The organism is Rathayibacter sp. AY1E6 (assembly GCF_002931115.1).
Lineage (GTDB): Bacteria > Actinomycetota > Actinomycetes > Actinomycetales > Microbacteriaceae > Rathayibacter.
In genome coordinates this window covers 35,359-54,514 of sequence record NZ_PSVK01000006.1, presented here as the reverse complement: position 1 = coordinate 54,514, position 19,156 = coordinate 35,359, and the positions used below count along the sequence as shown (strand labels likewise).

The following is a 19,156-nucleotide window of genomic DNA, read 5'->3' as shown; positions in this document are numbered from 1 at the left end:
GTCCGCGGATCCCGTGCGGGCCGTTCGCGACGGATCGATCGCGGGAGGCGGGCGAGGAGTGGGATCGTGAGGGGATGACCGTCACGCTCGAGCCGATGCCCGCCGCCGCTCTCGCCATCTGGATGCGGGTGCAGCGCTCGGCGTACATCGAGGACCGGATGCTCGCGGGCGACGACGAGGCGGCCGCGACGCGCAACGCCGACGCCTCGTACGAGAAGTACTTCCCGGGCGGCTCCCCCGCCGCCGGGCACGACGTGCTCCTCGTCTCCGAGGACGGCCGCGCGGTCGGGTCGCTCTGGCTCGGCCCGCACCCGAGCGGACTCGAGGGCGTCGGGTACGTCTGGGACGTGCAGATCGACGCCGCCGAGCGCGGCCGCGGCCTCGGCCGGGCGGCGATGCTGCTCGCGGAGTCGCACGTCCGCTCCCAGGGCGGCTCCGCCCTCGCGCTGAACCTGTTCGGCTTCAACACCGCCGCGCGGGCTCTGTACGAGTCGCTCGGCTACGAGACGACGTCCCTGCAGATGCGCAAGCCGCTGGTCTGAGCGGGGCCGCTCGACGCCGGGCAGGGGCACGACCCGGTCGCGCAGAACGCCGCACGCCGTGCTCGAGGGCGGACGCCGACGGGTGCCCACCGACGAGCACGGCGGCGGTGGTGGAACCGCCGGAAATCAGCGGGACCCTGCGGTCAGCTCGTGGAGGCGACGGCGGTCGGGTCGCCGGTGCCGGACGGACGCGGGGCGTCACCCGATCCGGTCGCCACCGACGCGCCGGTCGGAACGACGGTGCCGCCGGTCGCCATCCCCCGGCCGAAGGCCTGGCCCTGGAGGATCGCGCCGAGGTCGACGCCGGTCGCCGACCTGACGCTGTCGAACGTCGCGGCGAGACCCGCCGCCTGCTCGCGCGCGATGTGGGTGCCGGCGGTGTCGCCGCCGATCAGCGTCACCGAGCCGACGTTCTGGTAGCCCTTCGCGAACTCGGCCATGAGCGAGGGCAGCTGCCCGATGAGCTCGCGACCCAGGATCGCCTCCTGATTCTCGCGGAGCGCCTCCGCCTCGGCCGCGATGGCCGCCGCGCTCGCCTCGCCCTTCGCGCGGATGGCCTCCGCCTCGGCGGTCGCGTTCGCGCGCAGCGCCTCGGCCTCTGCGCCCGCCTTGGCCCGCAGTGCGTGGGCCTCGGCCTCGGCGCGGGCGCTCACGGCGGCGGCCTCGGCGGCGGCGGACGCCTGGCGCGCCTCCGCCTGGCGCTGGACGGCGTACGCCTCGGCGTCCGAGACCTGCTGCGCGACCTGGCGGTCCGTCTCGGCCTTCTTCTCGCGTCCGTAGGCGTCGGCGTCGGCCTCGGTCTGACGGCGGTACTTCTCGGCGTCCGCGACGCGCTTGACGTCGGCGTCGAGCTCGGCCTGCCGGTTCTCGGCGCGCTGCACGAGGACGGCCTGCTCGCGCTCGGCGCGGGCCAGGTTCTCGGCCTGCTCGGCCTCGGCGTTGGCGCGGCCGACCTCGGACTTCGCGGCGGCGGTGTTCTTGTCGTAGGCGGTCTGCTCGATCAGGTTCGCCTCGTCCGTGGCCAGCTGGCGAGCCTTGACCTCGCGGGCCGCGTTGATCCGCGCGACGTCGGCCTCGCGGCGGACGCGCTCGATCTCCTGCGCTCCGAGCGCCTCGATGTAGCCGTTGCGGTCGGTGACGCCCTGGATGGCGAAGGAGTCGAGGACGAGGCCCTGGGCGAGCAGGTCGCCCTTGATGCCCTCGGCGATCTCGTCTCCCAGCTTCTGCCGGTCCTGCATGACCTCCTCGACGCTGAGCTTCGCGACGACGCCGCGGAGGGCGCCCTCGAGCTGCTCGGTCGTGAAGACGTCGATGGACTGGTCCTGCGACGCGAAGCGCTCGGCGGCGGCGCGGACCTGGTCAGCCGTGGACCCGATCTTGACCAGGGCGACGCCCGCGAGGTGGATGGTCACGCCGTTCTTGGTCTGCGCGACCGGCTCCATCTTGATCTGGCGGGAGCGCAGCGAGATGCGGTCGGACCGCTGGGTCAGCTTGTTCACGAACGCGCCGCCGCCGGTGATGACGGTCATGTTCGAGGTGAGGCCGTCCTCGCCCTTCTGCTTCTTCCCGACGATCACGATCGCCTCGTCGGCCTGCGGCACCTGGTACCAGGCGCGGAAGAGGAAGAAGCCGATGAGGGCGATCAGCAGGAGTGCGCCGACGGCGACTCCGGCGAGGACGATCCAGAGGAGATCCGGTTCCATGGGCGGGCGACCTTTCGTCCGACCCGCGCGACGCGGGTACCTGAGAGACGTACAGGTTCCATCGTGTCACAGCGCCTCGGACGGCCGCGTCGGCCGGAGGGGGGATACTGCGGACGCCGCCGAGAGCGGATCACGAGGGGGCGGGCCCGGAGAAGGACGCCACGAACGAGGGCGTCGCGCGGAGTGCCGCGGAGGAGAGCAGTGCTGGGGTACCTGGACTCGAACCAAGAACAACTGAACCAGAATCAGCCGTGTTGCCAATTACACCATACCCCAATGGTCATCCGAAGGTGATCCCGGGACCAGGCGGCGACCGGATCGAGACCCGAGCGCCGAGAGACGACAGTACCCTACGCGGGCATCCCGCTCAAATCGAGCCGCGGACGACGCTGCCCTCGGACTCCGGGGCGGCCTCGCCGAGGCGGGCGCGGACGAGGTCGCGGTTGATCGCGGAGGCGACCTGGGCGCCCGATCCGGCGGCGACGATCAGCTGCTGCGGGCCGGGAGGGGTGACCTCGCCGGCGGCGTAGAGGCCGGGGACGGACGTGCGGCCACCGGCGTCGACGCGGAGGAAGCCGTCGGCGTCGCGGTCGGGGCCGGCCGCGTCCAGGTAGTCCAGCGCGGGCGTCCAGACGGGGCGGACGAACGCGCCGGTGCGCGGCACGACGTCGCCGTCGACGAGGCGGACGCCGGTCATCTCGGCGCGCTCCCCGGCGAGGTCGGCGACCGGGCGCCGGTCGACCCGGATGCCGATGGAGGCGAGCAGCGACTCGTCGGCGTCGCTCACCGTCCCGACGCCGTTGGTGAAGACGATCAGGTCGGTCGACCACTGCGAGAGGAGCATGGCCCGCTCCGCGAGGTCGTCGGTCTCGCCGATCAGGGCGAGCGCCTCCCCCGCCTTCTCGTAGCCGTCGCACTCCATGCAGCTGTGCACGGCGGTGCCGTAGTAGGCGCGCAGGCTGGGGAGCGCGGGCGGCGTCTCGAGCAGTCCCGCGGCGACCACGACGGCGGTGGCGACGACGGAGCGGTCGGCGCTGCCGCGCACGCCGCGCGCGCCGACCACGAACTCGCCGCCGGAGCGCTCGACCGACGTGACGAGGGCGTTGTGCACCTCGGCGGCCTCGTAGCGCTCGAACTCCTCGCGGCCGAGGCGGCGCAGCTCGAGCGGCGAGATGCCGTCGCGGGTGAGGAACCCGTGCGAGTGCAGGGTCGCGGCGTTCCGCGGGCGGTTGCTGTCGAGCAGCAGCACGCTGCGGCGCGCCCGGACGAGGTTGAGCGCGGTGGAGAGCCCGGCGGGGCCCCCGCCGATCACGACGACGTCGTAGCGTCCGCCGACCGTCTCCGCCACGGTCAGGCCTGCCGGGAGGCGCCGAGGTGAGCGCCCAGGCGGTCGAGGCGGGCGATCGACTCCTGCTTGCCGAGGATCTCCATCGACTCGAACAGCGGCGGCGAGACGCGGCGCCCGGAGACCGCGGTGCGCAGCGGCCCGTAGGCGATGCGGGGCTTGAGGCCGAGGCCCTCGATCAGCGCGGAGGCGAGCGCCTCCTGGATCGAGGCCGTCAGCCACTCGGACGCGGGGACGAGCTCGAGAGCGCCGATCGAGGCGGCGAGCACCTCGCCGGCGTTCGCGGGCAGGCCCTTCAGCGCGTCCTCGTCGTACTCGAGCGCGTCGGAGGCGGTGAAGAGGAACCCGAGCATGCCGGGGGCCTCCCCGAGCAGGCCGATCCGCTCCTGCACGAGGGGCGCGGCGGCGTCGAGCACCGCGCGCTGCTCGGCGGTCGGCTCGCCCGCGAGCACTCCGGCCGCCACGAGGTACGGGATCGTCCGCTCGGTGAAGTCGTCGACGGCCAGGAGGCGGATGTGGTCGCCGTTGATCGACTCGGCCTTCTTGAGGTCGAAGCGGGCCGGATTGGGGTTCACGTCGGCGACGTCGAAGGCGGCGACCATCTCGTCGATCGAGAAGACGTCGCGGTCGTGCGTGAGCGACCAGCCGAGCAGGGCGAGGTAGTTGACCAGGCCCTCCGGGATGAAGCCGCGGTCGCGGTGGTGGAAGATGTTCGAGGACGGATCGCGCTTGGAGAGCTTCTTGCTGCCGTCGCCCATCACATACGGGAGGTGCCCGAAGCGCGGGACGAAGGTCGTCACTCCGATGTCGATCAGCGCGTGGTACAGCGCGATCTGCCGGGCGGTCGAGGGGAGGATGTCCTCGCCGCGCAGCACGTGGGTGATCTGCATGATCGCGTCGTCGACCGGGTTCACCAGCGTGTAGAGCGGCTGGCCGTTGGGGCGCACCACGACGAAGTCGCTGAAGGAGCCGGCGGGGAACGTGATCGGGCCGCGGACCAGGTCGTCGAAGGACAGGTCGGCGTCCGGCACGCGCAGGCGCAGCGCCGGGGCGCGGCCCTCGGCGCGGAAGGCGGCGCGCTCCTCCTCGGTGAGATCGCGGTCGTGGTTGTCGTACCCGTGCTGCTTCGCGCGGCCGGCCGCCTCGTTGCGCGCGTCGATCTCCTCGGCCGTGGAGTAGCTCTCGTAGAGGTGCCCCGAGGCCGTCAGGCGCGCGATCACGTCGAGGTAGACATCGGTGCGCTCGGACTGCCGGTACGGGCCGTGCGGGCCGCCGACTCCGACGCCCTCGTCCCAGTCGAGCTTCAGCCAGCGCAGCGCGTCGAGGATCTGCTCCACGCTCTCCTCGCTGTCGCGGGCGGCGTCCGTGTCCTCGATGCGGAAGACGAACGTGCCGCCGGTGTGGCGCGCGTACGCCCAGTTGAACAGGGCGGTGCGGATGAGGCCGACGTGCGGGGTCCCGGTCGGCGAGGGGCAGAAGCGGACGCGGACGTCGCTCCCGGTCGCGGTCGTGAACGGGTGCGCGTCCGGCGCGCTTTCCTGGGGCGGGGTGAGCTCAGACATACGAGGCCGATCCTACCGGCGGGAGCCGGTGCGGCGCCCGGGATCGCGGGGGCCGTGGCGCCTCCGCCCCGGGCACGGTGCGCGCCTCGCGGCGACTGCTTCTACCGGACAGCACTGCTCCGAGTCAACGGACTCCCCGAGCGAGCAGGAGCAGTGGTGCGCTGACCCCGGGCCTCTCGTCGAGAGGGCCCGAGCGCCGCACCGCAGGCCGCGCCGGGCCTCCGCGCGAGCGTGCCCGGAAGGAGCACTGATGAGCACGATCGATCTCGACCCCCGCACCGACCGCCCGAGCGCCCTCACCGAGGCGGCACGGGAGGAGAAGGACGCCCGCACGCTCTCGCTCTTCCAGGCCGCGGTGAGCGCGGAGGCCGCCGAGGGCGCGCGCATCCGCGAGCGCATCGTGCTCGACCACCTGGGCCTGGCCGAGGCCATGGCCCGCCGGGTCTCCCGGAGCGGAGGCGACTGGGCGGATCTGCGCCAGGTCGCCTACGTGGGCCTCGTGAAGGCCGCCCGCCGCTTCACTCCCGAGCGCGGCGACAGCTTCGCCGCGTTCGCCGTCCCCACGATCACCGGCGAGCTCAAGCGCCACCTCCGCGACCTCGGCTGGATGATCCGGCCGCCGCGCGGCGTGCAGGAGCTGCACCGCCGCTCCGCCGTCGTCGCCGACGAGCTCGCGCAGGAGCTCGGCCGTCACCCCACCGACCAGGAGATCGCCCGCCGCCTCGGAGTGGACGCGACGGAGGTGGCCGACGCGCGCCTCGCGGGGCATCCGCTCTCCCTCGACGAGACCGTGGGCGAGGGCGGCGTCGGCCTGGGCGACACCCTCGGCGGCGAGGACGAGCGGCTGCTCGAGATCGACCGGCGGCACGGGCTCGCCGAGGCCCTCGCCGAGCTCGAGGAGGGCCAGCGCGAGCTCCTGCGCATGCGCTTCGTCGAGGAGCGGACCCAGCAGCAGATCGCCGACGCGCTGGGGACGACGCAGATGCAGGTCTCGCGCCTGCAGCGGCGGATCCTCGCGCAGCTCGCCGACCGGCTCGGCGCCCCCTCGCGCAGCCATCAGCCTCGCGCTCCCCGGGCCCGCGTGGCCACGGTCACTCCGGTCCGACCGGCGACGCGGCTGAAGTCCGCCTGAGGTGGCCCTCGGCACGCGACGGGAGCGACGAGAGGGCGGCGAGGACGTCGTCGACCTGGACCGCGAGCAGCGCCGGGTCCGGCTCGGCGGAGAAGACGTCGCCGCGGCGGAGGGAGGCGTCGGTCAGCACGACGTGCGGCCCCGAGGCCGGAGGGCCCCAGGCCTCGGGCGGTGCCGGACCGAAGATCACGACCGAGGGGACGCCGTACGCGGAGGCGAGGTGCGCGGCTCCGGTGTCGACGGTCACCACGACCTCGGCGGCCGCGACGACCGCGGCGAACCCGCTGAGCGAGAGCTCCCCCGCCAGCACCTCGCCCGTGCCGGCGAGCTCGGCGACGCGGCGGGCGCGGTCGGCCTCGTTCGCGCCCCCGGTGTAGACGACGCGGTGCCCCTCGGCGGTGAGGGAGCGGGCCACCGCGGCGAAGCGCTCCTCCGGCCACTCGCGCGAGCCGTAGAAGGCCCCGATGTGCACGACGGCGGCTCCGGGGGCCGAGGCGGGCTCCTCCGGGACGGCGATCGCGACGTCCTCGGGGTCGGCGTCGAGACCGATCGAGTTCACCAGGCGGGCCCAGCGGGCGCGCTCCAGCTCGCCGTCGATCCAGAGCGGCCGCGGGTCCTCCGGGCCCGCGCCCGGGTCCAGCGTCGGGACGCGGAACTCGAGCGTGCGCTCGGGCGCGATCTCGCGCAGCCGCAGCCGCGACTCCGGGCCGTTGCCGTGGAGGTTCACGCCGAGCTCGACCCGGCCGGCGGCCATCGGCAGCGGGTCGTCGAGTCCGCGGAGGGTGGGCACGAGCGCGTCCACGCCCTCGACCAGGTCGACGATCGGCTCGAGCCAGGGCGTGGTCGCCATGATCAGCCGGTGGTCCGGGAAGCCGCGGCGCAGGGCCTTGAGCGCCGGGACGGCGACGAGCAGGTCGCCGAGCTTGAGGGCGCGCAGCGCGAGGATCTCCGGAGTCCCGTCCGGGGCGGTGAGAGCGCGCACGGCGCCTCCTTCCTGTCGGAGTCCCCGTACCCCGCTGCGCGCACCTCAGACGCGCCGCCCGCAGATGCGAGCGACGCGCCCGGAGGGACCGACTTCGCCGGAAGGGGGTTTACATCCCCGGTCGAGGGGTACGAGGAGAAGGTGAACGACTCCTCCTCCCGGAGCGCCGACGAGCGCGCGAGGGCCCCGCGCCTGCGGGGGATCCTCTTCGACCGCGATGCGACGCTCGTGGTCGACGTGCCCTACAACGGCGACCCGGCGCAGGTCTCCCCGATGCCCACCGCCCTCGCCGCGGTCGAGCGGGCGCGCGAGGCGGGGCTGGCCGTGGGCGTGGTCACCAACCAGTCCGGGATCGCACGCGGGATCATCGACCGCGGCCAGGCCGACGCGGTGAACCGGCGCGTGGACGAGCTCTTCGGCGGCTTCGACGTGTGGATGCTCTGCCCCCACGGCCCGGAGGACGGCTGCTCCTGCCGGAAGCCCCGGCCCGGCATGGTGCTCGGCGCCGCCGAGCAGCTGGGACTGCCGGCACGGTCCCTCGCCGTGATCGGCGACATCGGGGCCGACGTCGGCGCCGCCGCCGCGGCCGGCGCCCGTGGAGTGCTGGTGCCGACTCCGATCACCCGCGCCGAGGAGGTGGACGCCGCTCCGCTGCAGGCGGCGACGCTCCTCGAGGCGGTCGAGCTGCTGCTCGCGATGCAGCCCGACGAGGACGCCGAGTGAGGCGCCGCGTGCTCGTCGCCCGCCTGGACAGCGCGGGAGACGTCCTGCTGTGCGGACCCGCCGTTCGCGCGATCGCGGCCGACGCCGAGGTGCTGCTGCTGAGCGGTCCGCAGGGAGCGCCCGCGGCCGCGCTGCTGCCGGGTCCCTCCTCCGTCCGCACCTGGTGGTGCCCGTGGATCGGCGACGCCTCCCGCCCCGTCGACGACGAGCTCGTCGACGAGCTGCGCGCGATGGTCGAGGAGTTCGCGCCGGACGAGGCCGTGATCCTCACCTCCTTCCACCAGTCGCCGCTGCCGCTGGCCCTGCTGCTCCGCCTCGCCGGTGTCGCCCGCATCACGGGCGCCTCGGTCGACTTCGCGGGCGCCCTGCTCGATGTGCGCCTCGTCCCGGGCGAGACCCTCGAGGAGGACCAGCCGGAACCGGAGCGCGCGCTCGCGATCGCGGCGGCGGCCGGCTTCGCGCTGCCCGCCGGCGACGACGGACGGCTCCGCGTGCGCCGCGAAGGCGTGCTTCCCGCCGCTCTCGAGGGGATCGGCCCCTACGCCGTCGTGCACCCCGGGGCAGCCGTCCCCGCCCGCGCCTGGCCAGCGGCGAACGCGGCCCGCGCCGTCGAGCTGCTGGCGGACGCGGGCCTCGCCGTCGTCGTCACCGGCGGCCCGGGCGAGCGCTCCCTCACGGCCGAGGTCGCGGGCTCCCGCGGCATCGACCTCGGCGGGGCGACGGACTTCCCCGGCGCCGCCGAGGTGCTGGCCGGCGCCGAGGTCGTGATCTGCGGCAACACCGGCCCCGCGCACCTCGCCGCCGCGGTCGGCACCCCCGTGGTCAGCCTCTTCGCGCCGGTCGTCCCGGCCGTGCGCTGGGCGCCCTACGGCGTCCCGATCGCGCTGCTCGGCGACCAGGAGGCGCGCTGCGCCGGCTCGCGCGCCCGCGTGTGCCCCGTCCCCGGCCATCCGTGCCTCGCGGGGGTGAGCGCCGAGGAGGCGGTCGCCGCCGCCCTCCGACTCCGACCCACGACTTCCCCGAGAGAGGCCATCGCATGAGGATCCTGCTCTGGCACGTGCACGGCGGCTGGGCGGACGCCTTCGTCCGCGGCGCCCACACCTACCTGCTCCCCACGACTCCGGCCCGCGACGGCTGGGGCCTGGGCACCGGCGGCCGCGACTGGCCGAGCGCCGCCGAGATCGCGCCCGAGGAGCTGCACGACGCCGACGTCGACGCGGTCCTCCTCCAGCGTCCCGAGGAGCTCGCCGAGGCCGAGCGCCTGCTCGGGCGACGCCTCGGCCGCGACGTGCCCGCCGTCTACGTCGAGCACAACACCCCGCGTGGGAACGTGCCGGACAACCGCCACCCGCTCGCCGACCGCGACGACCTGCTGATCGTCCACGTCACCCACTTCAACGCCCTGATGTGGGACACCGGATCGACCCGGACCACGGTGATCGAGCACGGGATCCACGACCCGGGCCCCCTCTACACCGGCGCGCTGCCGCACTTCGGCGTGGTCGTCAACGAGCCCGTCCGCCGCGGCCGGGTCGCCGGCACCGACCTGCTCCCCCGCTTCGGCGCCGTCGCTCCGCTGGACGTCTTCGGGATGAAGACCGACCGGCTCGCCGAGCTGCCGGGCCTGGAGGACGTCACTGTCCTCGGCGACGTCCGCACTGAGAAGATGCACGCCGCGCTGGCTCGACGCCGGGTCTACCTGCACCCGTTCCGCTGGACCTCCCTCGGCCTCGCGCTGCTGGAGGCGATGCACCTCGGGATGCCCGTCGTCGCGCTCGATGTGACGGAGGCGGGGCGCGCCGTCCCGCCCGAGGCCGGAGCGGTCTCGAACGACCTCGACTCCCTCGTCGCCTCGGCCCGGGCGCTCGTCGAGGACCCGGACCGCGCCGCCCGCGCCGGCGCCGTCGCCCGCGAGGCCGCGCTCGCGCGCTACGGCCTCGCCCGGTTCCACCACGACTGGGACGAGGTCCTCGCCGACCTCCCCGGACGCCGGTCGCCGGAGCCCGCTCTGGAAGGGAGCACCCGATGAAGCAGCACCTCTCCGCCGCGCCCGCGCTCACGATCGCCATGGTCTCGGAGCACGCGAGCCCGCTGGCGACCCTCGGCGGCGTCGACGCCGGCGGCCAGAACGTCCACGTGGCGGCCCTCGCCGACGCTCTCGCCCGCCGCGGCCACCGCGTCGTCGTCTACACCCGCCGCGACGACCCCTCCCTCCCCCGGCGTGTGCCCTTCACCTCGGGCGTCGAGGTGGTGCACATCGACGCAGGCCCGCCGAGCCGGGTGTCGAAGGACGAGCTGCTGCCCTTCATGGGCGACTTCGCCGTCGACCTCGCCGAGGAGTGGCTGCAGGAGCGGCCGGACCTCGTGCACAGCCACTTCTGGATGTCCGGAGTCGCCGCGCTCGACGCCTCCGAGCGGGTGGAGCGCGCCACAGGGCGGCGCGTACCGGTCTTCCACACCTTCCACGCGCTGGGCGTCGTCAAGCGCCGCCAGCAGGGCGCGCTCGACACCAGCCCCGAGGAGCGCGCCTGGCTCGAGCCCGGCGTGGGCCAGAAGGCCGACGGCATCGTCGCCACCTGCTCGGACGAGGCCTTCGAGCTCAAGGGGCTCGGCGTGCCGACCTCGCGCATCTCGGTGGTGCCCTGCGGAGTCGACATCGACCGGTTCTCCGTCGAGGGCCCTGTCGCGCCGCGCGGCGAGCGCTCGCGGCTGATGACCATCGGCCGGCTGGTGCCGCGCAAGGGAATGGGCATCGCGATCGAGGCGCTCGCGCACCTGGTCGCGGCCGGCCACGACGCCGAGCTCGTCGTCGTCGGGGGCTCCGGCTCCGGCGACGCGCTGACGGCGGACCCCGAGTACCAGCGGCTGCACGGCGTGGCCGAGAGCCTCGGAGTCGCCGACCGCGTCGACTTCGTCGGCCAGCTCTCGCAGACCGAGATGCCCGCGATGCTCCGCTCGGCCGACGTCGTGGTCTGCGCGCCCTGGTACGAGCCGTTCGGCATCACTCCGCTCGAGGCGATGGCCTGCGGCGTGCCGGTCGTCGCCTCCTCCGTGGGCGGCCTGATCGACACCGTGGTCGAGGACGTCACCGGCGTGCACGTGCCCCCGCGCGACCCGGTCGCCCTGGCCGCCGCCCTCGGCTCGCTGCTGGAGGACCACGACCGCGCCCGCGCCTACGGAGCCGCCGGCCGCGAGCGCGTCGAGTCCCGCTACTCCTGGGACCGCGTCGCCGCCGACACCGAGCGCGCCTACGTCACGACCCTCGCCGGCCTCGGCGACGAGTCGCTCCTCACCGGCGCCACGAGCGCACCCTCATCCCCCACCACCCGGAAGGCGGCTCCGCGACGATGACCATCGACACCGCGACCATCGACACCGTTCTGGACACCCCGGCCGGCGCCGCCCGGCGCCTCGTCGACGACCACGTGGCGCGCGCGCTCGACGCGGTCGCGCAGCTGGAGCGCCACTCCGACAGGATCGCCGCCTGGGGCGTCGAGCTCGCCGACCGCCTGCACTCCGGCGCGCGCCTGCTCGCCGCGGGCAACGGCGGCTCCGCGGCCGAGGCGCAGCACCTCACCGCCGAGCTCGTCGGCCGCTTCGACGGCGACCGCGTCCCCTTCTCCGCCATCTCGCTGCACGCCGAGACGTCGAGCCTGACCGCGATCGGCAACGACTACGGCTTCGACCACGTGTTCTCGCGCCAGGTCACCGCGCACGCCCGGGCGGGGGACGTCGTGGTGCTGCTCTCCACCAGCGGACGCAGCGCGAACCTCCTCCACGCCGCGGAGGCCGCCCGTGCGGCAGGCGCCCGGTCGTGGGCGCTGACCGGCGAGGGGCCGAACCCGCTCACCGAGCTCTGCGACGAGGCGATCGCCCTCGAGGGCCACGGCTCCAATGTGCAGGAGGCGCAGCTGGTGCTCGTGCACGCGCTCTGCCGGGCCTTCGAGCACCGGATCCGCGCACGGACGGCGGCCGCCTCGTGAGCCGCCTGCGCCTCGTCGTCGTCGGCGACGTGATGCTCGACGTCGACCTCTCCGGACCCGCCGAGCGGCTGAGCCCGGACGCCCCCGTCCCCGTGGTCGACGTGTCGGCCCGCAGTGCCCGCGCCGGCGGTGCCGGACTCGTCGCCCGGATGCTCGCCCGCGACGGGCACGAGGTGACGCTGGTGACCGCGCTCGCCGAGGACTCGGATCCGGACGTGGCGGAGCTGCGCGCCGAGCTGTCCGGCGTCCGCCTGGTCGCCGGATCCACGGGAGCGCCGACGCCGGTGAAGACCCGCGTCGCCGCCTCCGGCCAGGCCGTCGTGCGGATCGACCGCGGCTGCGAGACGCCGCCCGTCCCCGGCGTCACCGACGCCATGCTCGCCGCGCTCGCCGACGCCGACGCCGTGATCGTCGCCGACTACGGCCGCCGCCTGACCGAGGAGCCGTCGCTCCGCACGGCGCTCGATGCGCTCACCGTGCCGCTGGTGTGGGATCCGCACCCGCGGGGCTCGCAGCCGGTCGCCGCCACCTCCCTCGCCACCCCGAACCTGGCCGAGGCCACCGCCTTCTCGGGAGCCGTCGGCCGCGGAGTGACGCGCGCCGAGTCCGCCGCGACCACCCTCCTCGAGCGCTGGGGCTGCGGTGCGGTCACCGTGACGATGGGATCCTCCGGCGCCCTGCTGCGCTCCCGCGGCGCCGGCGTCCCGGTCGTCGCACCGGCCGTCGCCGTGCCGCCCACCGACCCGTGCGGCGCGGGCGACCGGTTCACCGCCTCCGCCGCCGTCGCCCTAGCCGAGGGCGCGAGCACCTCGGAGGCGGTGCAGGCGGCGGTCGCCGCGGCCGGCGCCTACCTCCTCGCGGGAGGGGTCGCCTCCCTCTCCGCTCCCGCCGACCCCGCACCCCTCCACGGCGGCGGGGTGGACGCCCTGCGCGTCGCCGAGTCCGTCCGCGCGGCAGGAGGAACGGTGGTCGCGACGGGCGGCTGCTTCGACCTGCTCCACGCCGGCCACGCCCGCACCCTCTCCGCAGCACGCGCTCTCGGCGACTGCCTGATCGTCTGCCTGAACTCGGACGACTCCGTCCGGCGCCTCAAGGGCGCGGCGCGGCCGATCATCCCCGAGGACGACCGCGTCGACCTGCTGCTCGCGCTCGAGTGCGTCGACGCCGTGCTGGTCTTCGGCGAGGACACGCCGGACGAGGCGCTGCGCCGCATCCGCCCCGACGTCTGGGTGAAGGGCGGCGACTACTCCGCCGAGTCCCTCCCCGAGACGGCGACGGTGGCGGAGTGGGGCGGCCGGGTCCTGACCGTGCCGTACCACCCGGGCCGCTCGACCACCCATCTCGCCGCCGCGCTCGCGCGCGTCGGCTGACCCGCGGCCCACGAGGCCCGCAGACCACCCCCGGAAGGAAACCATGAGCACCACTCCCACCCCCATCGGCCGCGTCCTGATCACCGGAGGAGCCTCCGGGCTCGGTGCGGCCGTCGCCGCCGCGGTCACCGCCGCCGGCGGCACCCCGATCGTGCTCGACCGCGACGTCTCGTCGGTGAAGAAGGGCGTCGCCGCCTACCAGGTCGACGTCGCGAAGACCCGCGAGGCCGAGAAGGCGGTCGTCGAGATCGCCCGCGAGCACGGCGGGCTCGACGCCGTCGTGTCCGCGGCCGGCATCGACCGCTGCGGCCGCCTCGTGGACGTGGAGCCGGAGGAGTGGGAGCGGGTCATCTCCGTCAACCTCCTCGGAACCGCGGCCGTCGTCCGGGCGGCGCTGCCCTTCCTCACCGAGACCCACGGCCGCGTCGTCACCGTCGCCTCCTCGCTCGCGATCAAGGCCGTCTCGGACGCGACCGCGTACTGCGCCTCGAAGTTCGGCGTGCTCGGCTTCACCCGCGCGCTCGCGGCCGAGACCAAGGGCGAGATCGGCGTGACCACGCTGATCCCGTCGGGCATGAAGACGCGCTTCTTCGACGACCGCGACGAGCAGTACAAGCCGGGCCCGGACGCGCTGCTGAACGATCCGGAGAACGTGGCGAACGCCGTCATGTTCGTCCTCGGCCAGCCGCGCGGCTGCGAGGTCCGCGAGCTCGTCATCACGCACGAGGAGGAGCCGTCCTGGCCGTGATCCGCTGATCCGGGCGCGCCCCGGATCCCCCGCCGCGAGACGCCACCTCGGTCCGCACACCCCGGCGCGTCGCGTACCGAGGCGGCGTCTCGCGGTTCAGCGGGTGGAGGCGAGCACCCCGCGGACGTCCTCGAGCACCGCCTCGACGCGCACGTCGCCGACGAACGTGACGTCGTGCTCGCAGCGCGGAGCGGTCCAGCCGACCTGCGTGGCGTCGCGCCCGCAGACCGGGCAGTGCGTGGTCCAGCTCAGCTGCACCCGGTGGCGCTGCCGCCCGAGGGCCGCGGCGTTGATCGCGTTGCCCACCCAGAAGACCCCGACCGTCGGAGCGCCGATCGCGGCGGCGAGATGGCGGGGTCCGGAGTCGTTGCCGAGCACGAGGTCGGCGAGCGAGAGCAGCGGAGCGAGGTCCGGGAGGTCCACGACGCCCGCCCAGGAGACCGCTCCCGGCGCTCCGGTGACGATCTCGTCGGCGGCGGGCACGTCCGAGGCGTCGCCCACCACCAGCACGCGCGCGCCGTCCGCCAGCAGCTCCGTCGCCACGGCGGCGAAGGAGGCGGCGGGCCAGCGCCGGCGGGGATCGGTCGCGCCGGGGTGGATCAGCACCAGCGGGCCGCCCGCGGGCAGCGCGGCGGCGAGGCGGTCCCGCCGCTCCGGATCCACGGCGAGCGCCGGCTCGAGGCGGGTCGCGGGCGCTCCGGCCAGCCCGACGATCTCGAGCGCCCGCAGCATCTCGTGCTGGTAGTAGACGTAGGGGATCGTGCGCTCGAGCTCCGCGGCGTCGTCGGTGCGCGACCCGATCGTGTGGCGCGCGCCGAGGCGCTGGAGGAACGGGTTGGAGTAGCGCCCGCCGCCGTGCAGCTGCACGGCCAGGTCGAAGCGGCGCGCGCGCATCCGCTCGGTGAAGTCCTCGACGACCCGGGGGTCCTCCCCCTCTCCGTCGCGGACGCCCTGCGCCACCGGCAGGATCTCGACGTCGGCGATCGGCGACTCGACGCCCGTCAGCAGGACCCGGTGCGCGGGCGTCCCGAGCAGGGTGATCTCGGCTCCCGGGTAGGCGGCCGCGAGGGCGTCGACGGCGGGCAGCGCGAACAGCAGGTCGCCGAGTCCGCCGCCGCGCAGGACGGCGATCCTCTCGACTCCGGCGAAGGGCTCTCGGAGGGGGGCGATGGCGACCACGACGGGTTCCTCTCAGGTGCGGAGGGCGCGCGGGCGCCGCTCCGGGGACGGTGCACTCCTCCACTTCCCCGCCGGGACCGATCCGAAACCGGATCGGCGGCGAGCCCTCGTCGCCGATCCGGGGGCGGATTCCCGAGGCGGCGTGTCTAGGCGCGCACCACCCGGGTACCGGACGGATGCGTCCGCCACTCCGCGGGCGCCCCCGACCGAGAGGTGACCGTGACCATCGACATCACGACCCCCGCCACGACCGCCGCCGACGCCGTCCGCCGCGCGCGGACCGCGTTCCCCGCGTGGGCCGCCACCGCGCCCGCCGAGCGCGGCGCCCTGCTCCGTGCCGCCGCCCACCGCGTGGCCGAGCGCGAGCAGGAGCTCGCCGACCTCAACACGCAGGAGACGGGCAAGCCCGCCGGCGACGCCCTGGGCGGCGTCCGCGCCGGTGTCGACACGCTGCTCCAGTACGCCGAGCTCGGCCCGCTGCACCGCGGGAGGAGCCTGCGCGGAGGTGCCCTCAACGTCGATCTCGCCCTGCCGCACCCGCGCGGTGTCGTTCTCGCCCTCACTCCGTGGAACGACCCGGTCGCCGTCGCCGCGGGCCTCCTGGGCGCCGCGATCGTCTCCGGGGACGTCGTCGTGCACAAGCCGAGCGAGCGCAGCCCGGGGACGGGCGCCCTCTTCACGAGCATCCTCGCCGAGGCGCTGCCCGAGGGCGTGCTGACCCTGGTCGAGGGCGACGGGGCGGTCGGCGACGAGCTGGCGCGCACCGAGGGCGTCGACGTCCTCGCCCACGTCGGCTCGACCGCCACCGGCCGCGCGCTCGCCCGGGTCGCCGCCGTCACCGGCGCGCACGTGATCCTCGAGAACGGCGGCAACGACGCGCTCGTCGTCGACCGCGACGTCGACCCGGTCTGGGCCGCCGAGCAGGCCGCGCTGGGCGCCTTCGCCAACGCCGGCCAGATCTGCACCTCCGTCGAGCGGATCTACGTGCACCGCGACATCGCCGAGGCGTTCACGGCGGCGCTGGTCGCCGAGGCCGATCGCTGGAGCGCGGGCCCGCTCCCCCGCCTCGTCGACGCCCGCATGCGCGACGCCGTCCACGAGCACGTCACGGAGGCACTCGACAGCGGCGCGCGCGCCCTCACCGGCGGCACCCCCGGGGACGGCACCTTCTACCCCGCGACTGTCCTGGCGGACTGCACCGAGTCGATGCTGGTGATGACGGAGGAGACCTTCGGGCCCGTCGCGCCGATCCGCGTCGTCGACTCCTTCGACGAGGGCCTGGACCTGGCCACCGCGAGCCCCTACGGCCTGGCCGCCTCGATCCTCACCGCCGACATGGAGCACGCCCATCGGGCCGCGGCGACGCTGCCGGTGGGCACCGTCAAGGTCAACGGCGTCTTCGGAGGAGCGCCGGGCGGCAGCGCCCAGCCCCGCGGAGCGTCCGGCTCCGGCTTCGGCTACGGCCCGGAGCTGCTCGACGAGATGACCACGACCACGGTCGTGCACTTCGGCCTGCCCGTCCTGCCGGGAGGCGCGCGATGAGCCTCGAGGGCTCGGCGCTCCAGCGGGCGAGCGCCCTCCTGGCGCACGTCCACGAGCGCCCACCGGTCGTCGCCGTGATCGGGGACCTCATCCTCGACTCCTGGTGGCTCGGCGAGGCGGAGCGCGTCACGCGGGAGGCGCCCGCGCCGGTCCTGCGGCTCGAGGACGTCGTCGACGTCGCGGGCGGGGCCGCCAACACCGCCGCCAACCTGCGCGCGCTGGGCGCCGTCGTCCGCCCGGTCGGCGTGGCCGGACGCGACTCCGAGGGCGACCGGCTCGTGCGCGCGCTCGAGCGGGCCGGCCTGGACACCTCCCGGGTCGTCCGCACCGGCGCCGCGACGACGATCAAGACCCGCGTGGTCGGCGGCGACAGCGTGATGCTGCGCGTCGACTCCGGCCCGCACCGCCCGGCCGACGACGAGCTGGCCCTGCTCGCCGGTGCCGCTGCCGAGGCCGCCGCGGGCGCCGACGCTGTCCTGGTCTGCGACTACGGCTCGGGGATCCTCCGCGAGGCCGTCGAGCGCCTGCTCGCCGTCGGGCGCCCCGGCCTCCTCGTGATCGACGCGCACGAGCTCGCCGACTGGGCCTTCGCCCGGCCGGACCTCGTCACCCCGAACGCCAAGGAGGCGGAGCGGCTGCTCGGCGGCTCCCTCGGCCGCGGGACGGAGCGGGCCGCCGCCGTGCGCGACGCCGCCGAGGAGCTGCGCACGCGCTCGGGCGCCCGGCACGTCGTGGTCACCCTCGACCGGGACGGCTCCACCGCCCTCGACGCCGACGGCACGGTCAGCCGCACCTTCGCTCAGCCCGCGGAGGAGAAGCAGGCGTCCGGCGCCGGCGACACCTTCGCCGCGACCGCCACCCTCGCCCTCGCCGCCGGCCGCTCCCTGGCCACCGCCGTCGATCTGGCGCAGGCCGCCGCCGACGTGGTCGTGCAGCGCCCCGGCACCTCCGTCTGCTCGGGCGTCGACCTGCTCGCCTCCCTCGCCGCTCCCGGCGCCGTCGTGCTCGGCGAGGACGCCCTCGTCGAGGTCCTCGCGGAGCAGGCGCGCCGCGGTCGCCGCGTGGTCTTCACCAACGGCTGCTTCGACGTCCTGCACCGCGGCCACACGGCGTATCTCCGCCAGGCCCGCGAGCTCGGCGACGTGCTCGTGGTCGCGGTGAACGACGACGACTCCGTCCGGCGGCTGAAGGGCGAGGGACGGCCGATCAACCCGGAGGGCGACCGCGCGGGCGTGATCGCCGAGCTGGGCTGCGTCGACTACGTGACGCTCTTCGGCGGAGACACCCCCATCCCGCTGCTCGAGCGCGTGCAGCCCGACGTCTACGTGAAGGGCGGGGACTACAACCCCGACATGCTCGCGGAGGCGGCCGTCGTCCGCTCCTACGGGGGCGTCGTCACCACGGTCGGCTACGTCTCGGAGCACTCCACGACCGAGATGGTCCAGCGCATCCGATCGGCCGCGCCGTGACCAGCCGCCGGTGGTCCGGGCGCTGGGGGGTCCCCGAGGCTCCCCGGCAGCCGCTGATCGACGTGCTGGTGCCGACGGTCGGCCGCCGTGCCGAGCTCGCCGCCACGCTCGCCGGACTCGCCGCCCAGGACGACCCGCCCTTCCGCGTGATCGTGAGCGACCAGTCCGACGACGCGGTCGCAGAGAGCGACCCGACGATCCTCGCGATGCTGCGCGTGCTGGACGCGCAGGGCCGGGCTCCGGTGGTGCGCCGGCACCTGCCCCGGCGCGGGCTCGCGGAGCAGAGGCACTACCTCCTCTCCCTCGCCACCGCCCCGGCCGTCCTCTTCCTCGACGACGACGTGTGGCTCGAGCCGGGCACGCTCTCTCGGCTGCACGAGGCCCTCGAGCGCCTCGACTGCGGCTTCGTCGGCTCCGCGGTGCAGGGCCTGTCCTACCTCGAGGACGTGCGCCCGCACGAGACCGAGTCGTTCGAGACCTGGGAGGAGCGCGTGGAGCCCGAGCGGGTGCGGCGCGGAACCCCGGAGTTCGAGCGCTGGCCGCTGCACAACGCGGCCAATCTCACGCACGTCGCCGCCCGCCTCGACGTCCCGGAGGGCGCCTGGCGCGCGTACCGGGTCGCCTGGCTGGGCGCGTGCGTCCTCTACTGCCGCGACGCCCTCCTGGCCGTCGGCGGCTTCGACTTCTGGGAGCAGCTGCCCCCGGAGCACAGCGGTGAGGACGTCGCCGCGCAGTGGCGCGTCATGGAGCGCTTCGGCGGCGCGGGCCTCGTGCCCAGCGGCGCCGTGCACCTCGAGACGCCCACGACGGTCACCGACCGGCGCGTCGACGCCTTCGACCGGCTCTTCGCCGAAGAGCACTCGTAACACTCAGCAA

Annotated in this window: 17 protein-coding genes and 1 tRNA gene; 12 read left to right on the top strand and 6 right to left on the bottom strand. The window is 75.1% G+C overall.

The window, feature by feature from the left end; translation table 11 throughout:
- Positions 1 to 74 precede the first annotated feature (74 nt).
- Positions 75 to 542: an N-acetyltransferase gene (locus C5C46_RS07665; RefSeq protein WP_104226269.1), complete on the top strand. Its 468-nt coding sequence runs from the start codon at positions 75 to 77 to the stop codon at positions 540 to 542.
- A 143-nt stretch (positions 543 to 685) separates the two neighbouring features.
- Here C5C46_RS07665 and C5C46_RS07660 read toward each other — a convergent pair whose 3' ends face one another.
- The 4 genes from C5C46_RS07660 to gltX all read right to left on the bottom strand — a co-directional run bounded on the left by C5C46_RS07660 (position 686) and on the right by gltX (position 5,152).
- Positions 686 to 2,245, bottom strand: coding sequence for an SPFH domain-containing protein (locus tag C5C46_RS07660; protein WP_104226268.1), 1,560 nt, complete (start codon positions 2,243 to 2,245; stop codon positions 686 to 688).
- A gap of 204 nt (positions 2,246 to 2,449) precedes the next feature.
- Positions 2,450 to 2,521, bottom strand: a tRNA-Gln gene (locus tag C5C46_RS07655).
- A gap of 91 nt (positions 2,522 to 2,612) precedes the next feature.
- A complete protein-coding gene (locus C5C46_RS07650; protein ID WP_104276156.1) occupies positions 2,613 to 3,593 on the bottom strand; it encodes an NAD(P)/FAD-dependent oxidoreductase in 981 nt (326 codons plus the stop codon).
- Between the two features lie 2 nt (positions 3,594 to 3,595).
- Positions 3,596 to 5,152 carry a glutamate--tRNA ligase gene (gene gltX, locus C5C46_RS07645; protein ID WP_104226267.1) on the bottom strand — a complete coding sequence of 519 codons (1,557 nt, stop codon included), beginning with the start codon at positions 5,150 to 5,152 and terminating at the stop codon, positions 3,596 to 3,598.
- A 250-nt stretch (positions 5,153 to 5,402) separates the two neighbouring features.
- Here gltX and C5C46_RS07640 point away from each other — a divergent pair, with 250 nt between their 5' ends.
- Positions 5,403 to 6,284, top strand: coding sequence for a sigma-70 family RNA polymerase sigma factor (locus C5C46_RS07640; protein ID WP_104226266.1), 882 nt, complete (start codon positions 5,403 to 5,405; stop codon positions 6,282 to 6,284).
- On the opposite strand, the gene C5C46_RS07635 is transcribed toward C5C46_RS07640, so the two are convergent.
- Complete coding sequence (locus tag C5C46_RS07635; protein ID WP_104226265.1) at positions 6,244 to 7,266, bottom strand: glycosyltransferase family 9 protein; 1,023 nt, start codon at positions 7,264 to 7,266, stop codon at positions 6,244 to 6,246. The two genes, C5C46_RS07640 and C5C46_RS07635, sit on opposite strands and share 41 nt — an antisense overlap.
- 141 nt (positions 7,267 to 7,407) lie before the next feature.
- Between C5C46_RS07635 and C5C46_RS07630 the strand changes: the two genes are divergently transcribed.
- The 7 genes from C5C46_RS07630 to C5C46_RS07600 are packed head-to-tail and all read left to right on the top strand — an operon-like array spanning position 7,408 to position 14,090.
- On the top strand, positions 7,408 to 7,989 hold the full coding sequence (locus C5C46_RS07630) for an HAD-IIIA family hydrolase (RefSeq protein ID WP_104226264.1): 582 nt from the start codon (positions 7,408 to 7,410) through the stop codon (positions 7,987 to 7,989).
- Positions 7,986 to 9,029, top strand: a complete 1,044-nt coding sequence (locus C5C46_RS07625; protein ID WP_104226263.1) for a glycosyltransferase family 9 protein — start codon at positions 7,986 to 7,988, stop codon at positions 9,027 to 9,029. The genes C5C46_RS07630 and C5C46_RS07625 overlap by 4 nt, the downstream gene beginning before the upstream one ends.
- Positions 9,026 to 10,018 carry a glycosyltransferase gene (locus tag C5C46_RS07620; protein ID WP_104226262.1) on the top strand — a complete coding sequence of 331 codons (993 nt, stop codon included), beginning with the start codon at positions 9,026 to 9,028 and terminating at the stop codon, positions 10,016 to 10,018. Before C5C46_RS07625 ends, C5C46_RS07620 begins: the two co-directional genes overlap by 4 nt.
- Positions 10,015 to 11,340 (top strand): glycosyltransferase, encoded by a 1,326-nt coding sequence (locus C5C46_RS07615; protein ID WP_104226261.1) that lies wholly within the window; start codon positions 10,015 to 10,017, stop codon positions 11,338 to 11,340. The genes C5C46_RS07620 and C5C46_RS07615 overlap by 4 nt, the downstream gene beginning before the upstream one ends.
- The gene (locus tag C5C46_RS07610) at positions 11,337 to 11,972 is read left to right on the top strand and encodes an SIS domain-containing protein (protein ID WP_104226260.1); all 636 of its coding nucleotides are present in this window, start codon (positions 11,337 to 11,339) and stop codon (positions 11,970 to 11,972) included. Before C5C46_RS07615 ends, C5C46_RS07610 begins: the two co-directional genes overlap by 4 nt.
- A 5-nt stretch (positions 11,973 to 11,977) precedes the next feature.
- On the top strand, positions 11,978 to 13,342 hold the full coding sequence (locus C5C46_RS07605; RefSeq protein ID WP_104226326.1) for a PfkB family carbohydrate kinase: 1,365 nt from the start codon (positions 11,978 to 11,980) through the stop codon (positions 13,340 to 13,342).
- A gap of 43 nt (positions 13,343 to 13,385) precedes the next feature.
- Complete coding sequence (locus tag C5C46_RS07600) at positions 13,386 to 14,090, top strand: SDR family oxidoreductase (protein WP_104226259.1); 705 nt, start codon at positions 13,386 to 13,388, stop codon at positions 14,088 to 14,090.
- A 96-nt stretch (positions 14,091 to 14,186) separates the two neighbouring features.
- Here the strand turns inward: C5C46_RS07600 and C5C46_RS07595 are convergent, their stop codons facing one another.
- A complete protein-coding gene (locus C5C46_RS07595) occupies positions 14,187 to 15,269 on the bottom strand; it encodes a glycosyltransferase family 9 protein (protein ID WP_104226258.1) in 1,083 nt (360 codons plus the stop codon).
- 219 nt (positions 15,270 to 15,488) lie between these two features.
- Here C5C46_RS07595 and C5C46_RS07590 point away from each other — a divergent pair, with 219 nt between their 5' ends.
- From C5C46_RS07590 to C5C46_RS07580, 3 genes are read left to right on the top strand one after another with little or no spacing between them, the layout of a single operon-like run.
- Positions 15,489 to 16,811, top strand: coding sequence for an aldehyde dehydrogenase (locus C5C46_RS07590; RefSeq protein ID WP_258059395.1), 1,323 nt, complete (start codon positions 15,489 to 15,491; stop codon positions 16,809 to 16,811).
- Complete coding sequence (rfaE2, locus tag C5C46_RS07585) at positions 16,808 to 18,280, top strand: D-glycero-beta-D-manno-heptose 1-phosphate adenylyltransferase (protein ID WP_104226256.1); 1,473 nt, start codon at positions 16,808 to 16,810, stop codon at positions 18,278 to 18,280. Before C5C46_RS07590 ends, rfaE2 begins: the two co-directional genes overlap by 4 nt.
- Positions 18,277 to 19,146: a glycosyltransferase family A protein gene (locus C5C46_RS07580; RefSeq protein ID WP_219812273.1), complete on the top strand. Its 870-nt coding sequence runs from the start codon at positions 18,277 to 18,279 to the stop codon at positions 19,144 to 19,146. Before rfaE2 ends, C5C46_RS07580 begins: the two co-directional genes overlap by 4 nt.
- The last annotated feature ends 10 nt before the right edge of the window (positions 19,147 to 19,156 follow it).

What these genes read in the sequence shown, in the direction of transcription:
- C5C46_RS07665 (WP_104226269.1), top strand. Translation starts at nt 75, where the DNA reads ATGACCGTCACGCTCGAGCCGATGCCCGCCGCCGCTCTCGCCATCTGG.
- C5C46_RS07660 (WP_104226268.1), bottom strand. Translation starts at nt 2,245, where the DNA reads ATGGAACCGGATCTCCTCTGGATCGTCCTCGCCGGAGTCGCCGTCGGC.
- gltX (WP_104226267.1), bottom strand. Translation starts at nt 5,152, where the DNA reads ATGTCTGAGCTCACCCCGCCCCAGGAAAGCGCGCCGGACGCGCACCCG.
- C5C46_RS07640 (WP_104226266.1), top strand. Translation starts at nt 5,403, where the DNA reads ATGAGCACGATCGATCTCGACCCCCGCACCGACCGCCCGAGCGCCCTC.
- C5C46_RS07620 (WP_104226262.1), top strand. Translation starts at nt 9,026, where the DNA reads ATGAGGATCCTGCTCTGGCACGTGCACGGCGGCTGGGCGGACGCCTTC.
- C5C46_RS07615 (WP_104226261.1), top strand. Translation starts at nt 10,015, where the DNA reads ATGAAGCAGCACCTCTCCGCCGCGCCCGCGCTCACGATCGCCATGGTC.
- C5C46_RS07610 (WP_104226260.1), top strand. Translation starts at nt 11,337, where the DNA reads ATGACCATCGACACCGCGACCATCGACACCGTTCTGGACACCCCGGCC.
- C5C46_RS07600 (WP_104226259.1), top strand. Translation starts at nt 13,386, where the DNA reads ATGAGCACCACTCCCACCCCCATCGGCCGCGTCCTGATCACCGGAGGA.
- rfaE2 (WP_104226256.1), top strand. Translation starts at nt 16,808, where the DNA reads ATGAGCCTCGAGGGCTCGGCGCTCCAGCGGGCGAGCGCCCTCCTGGCG.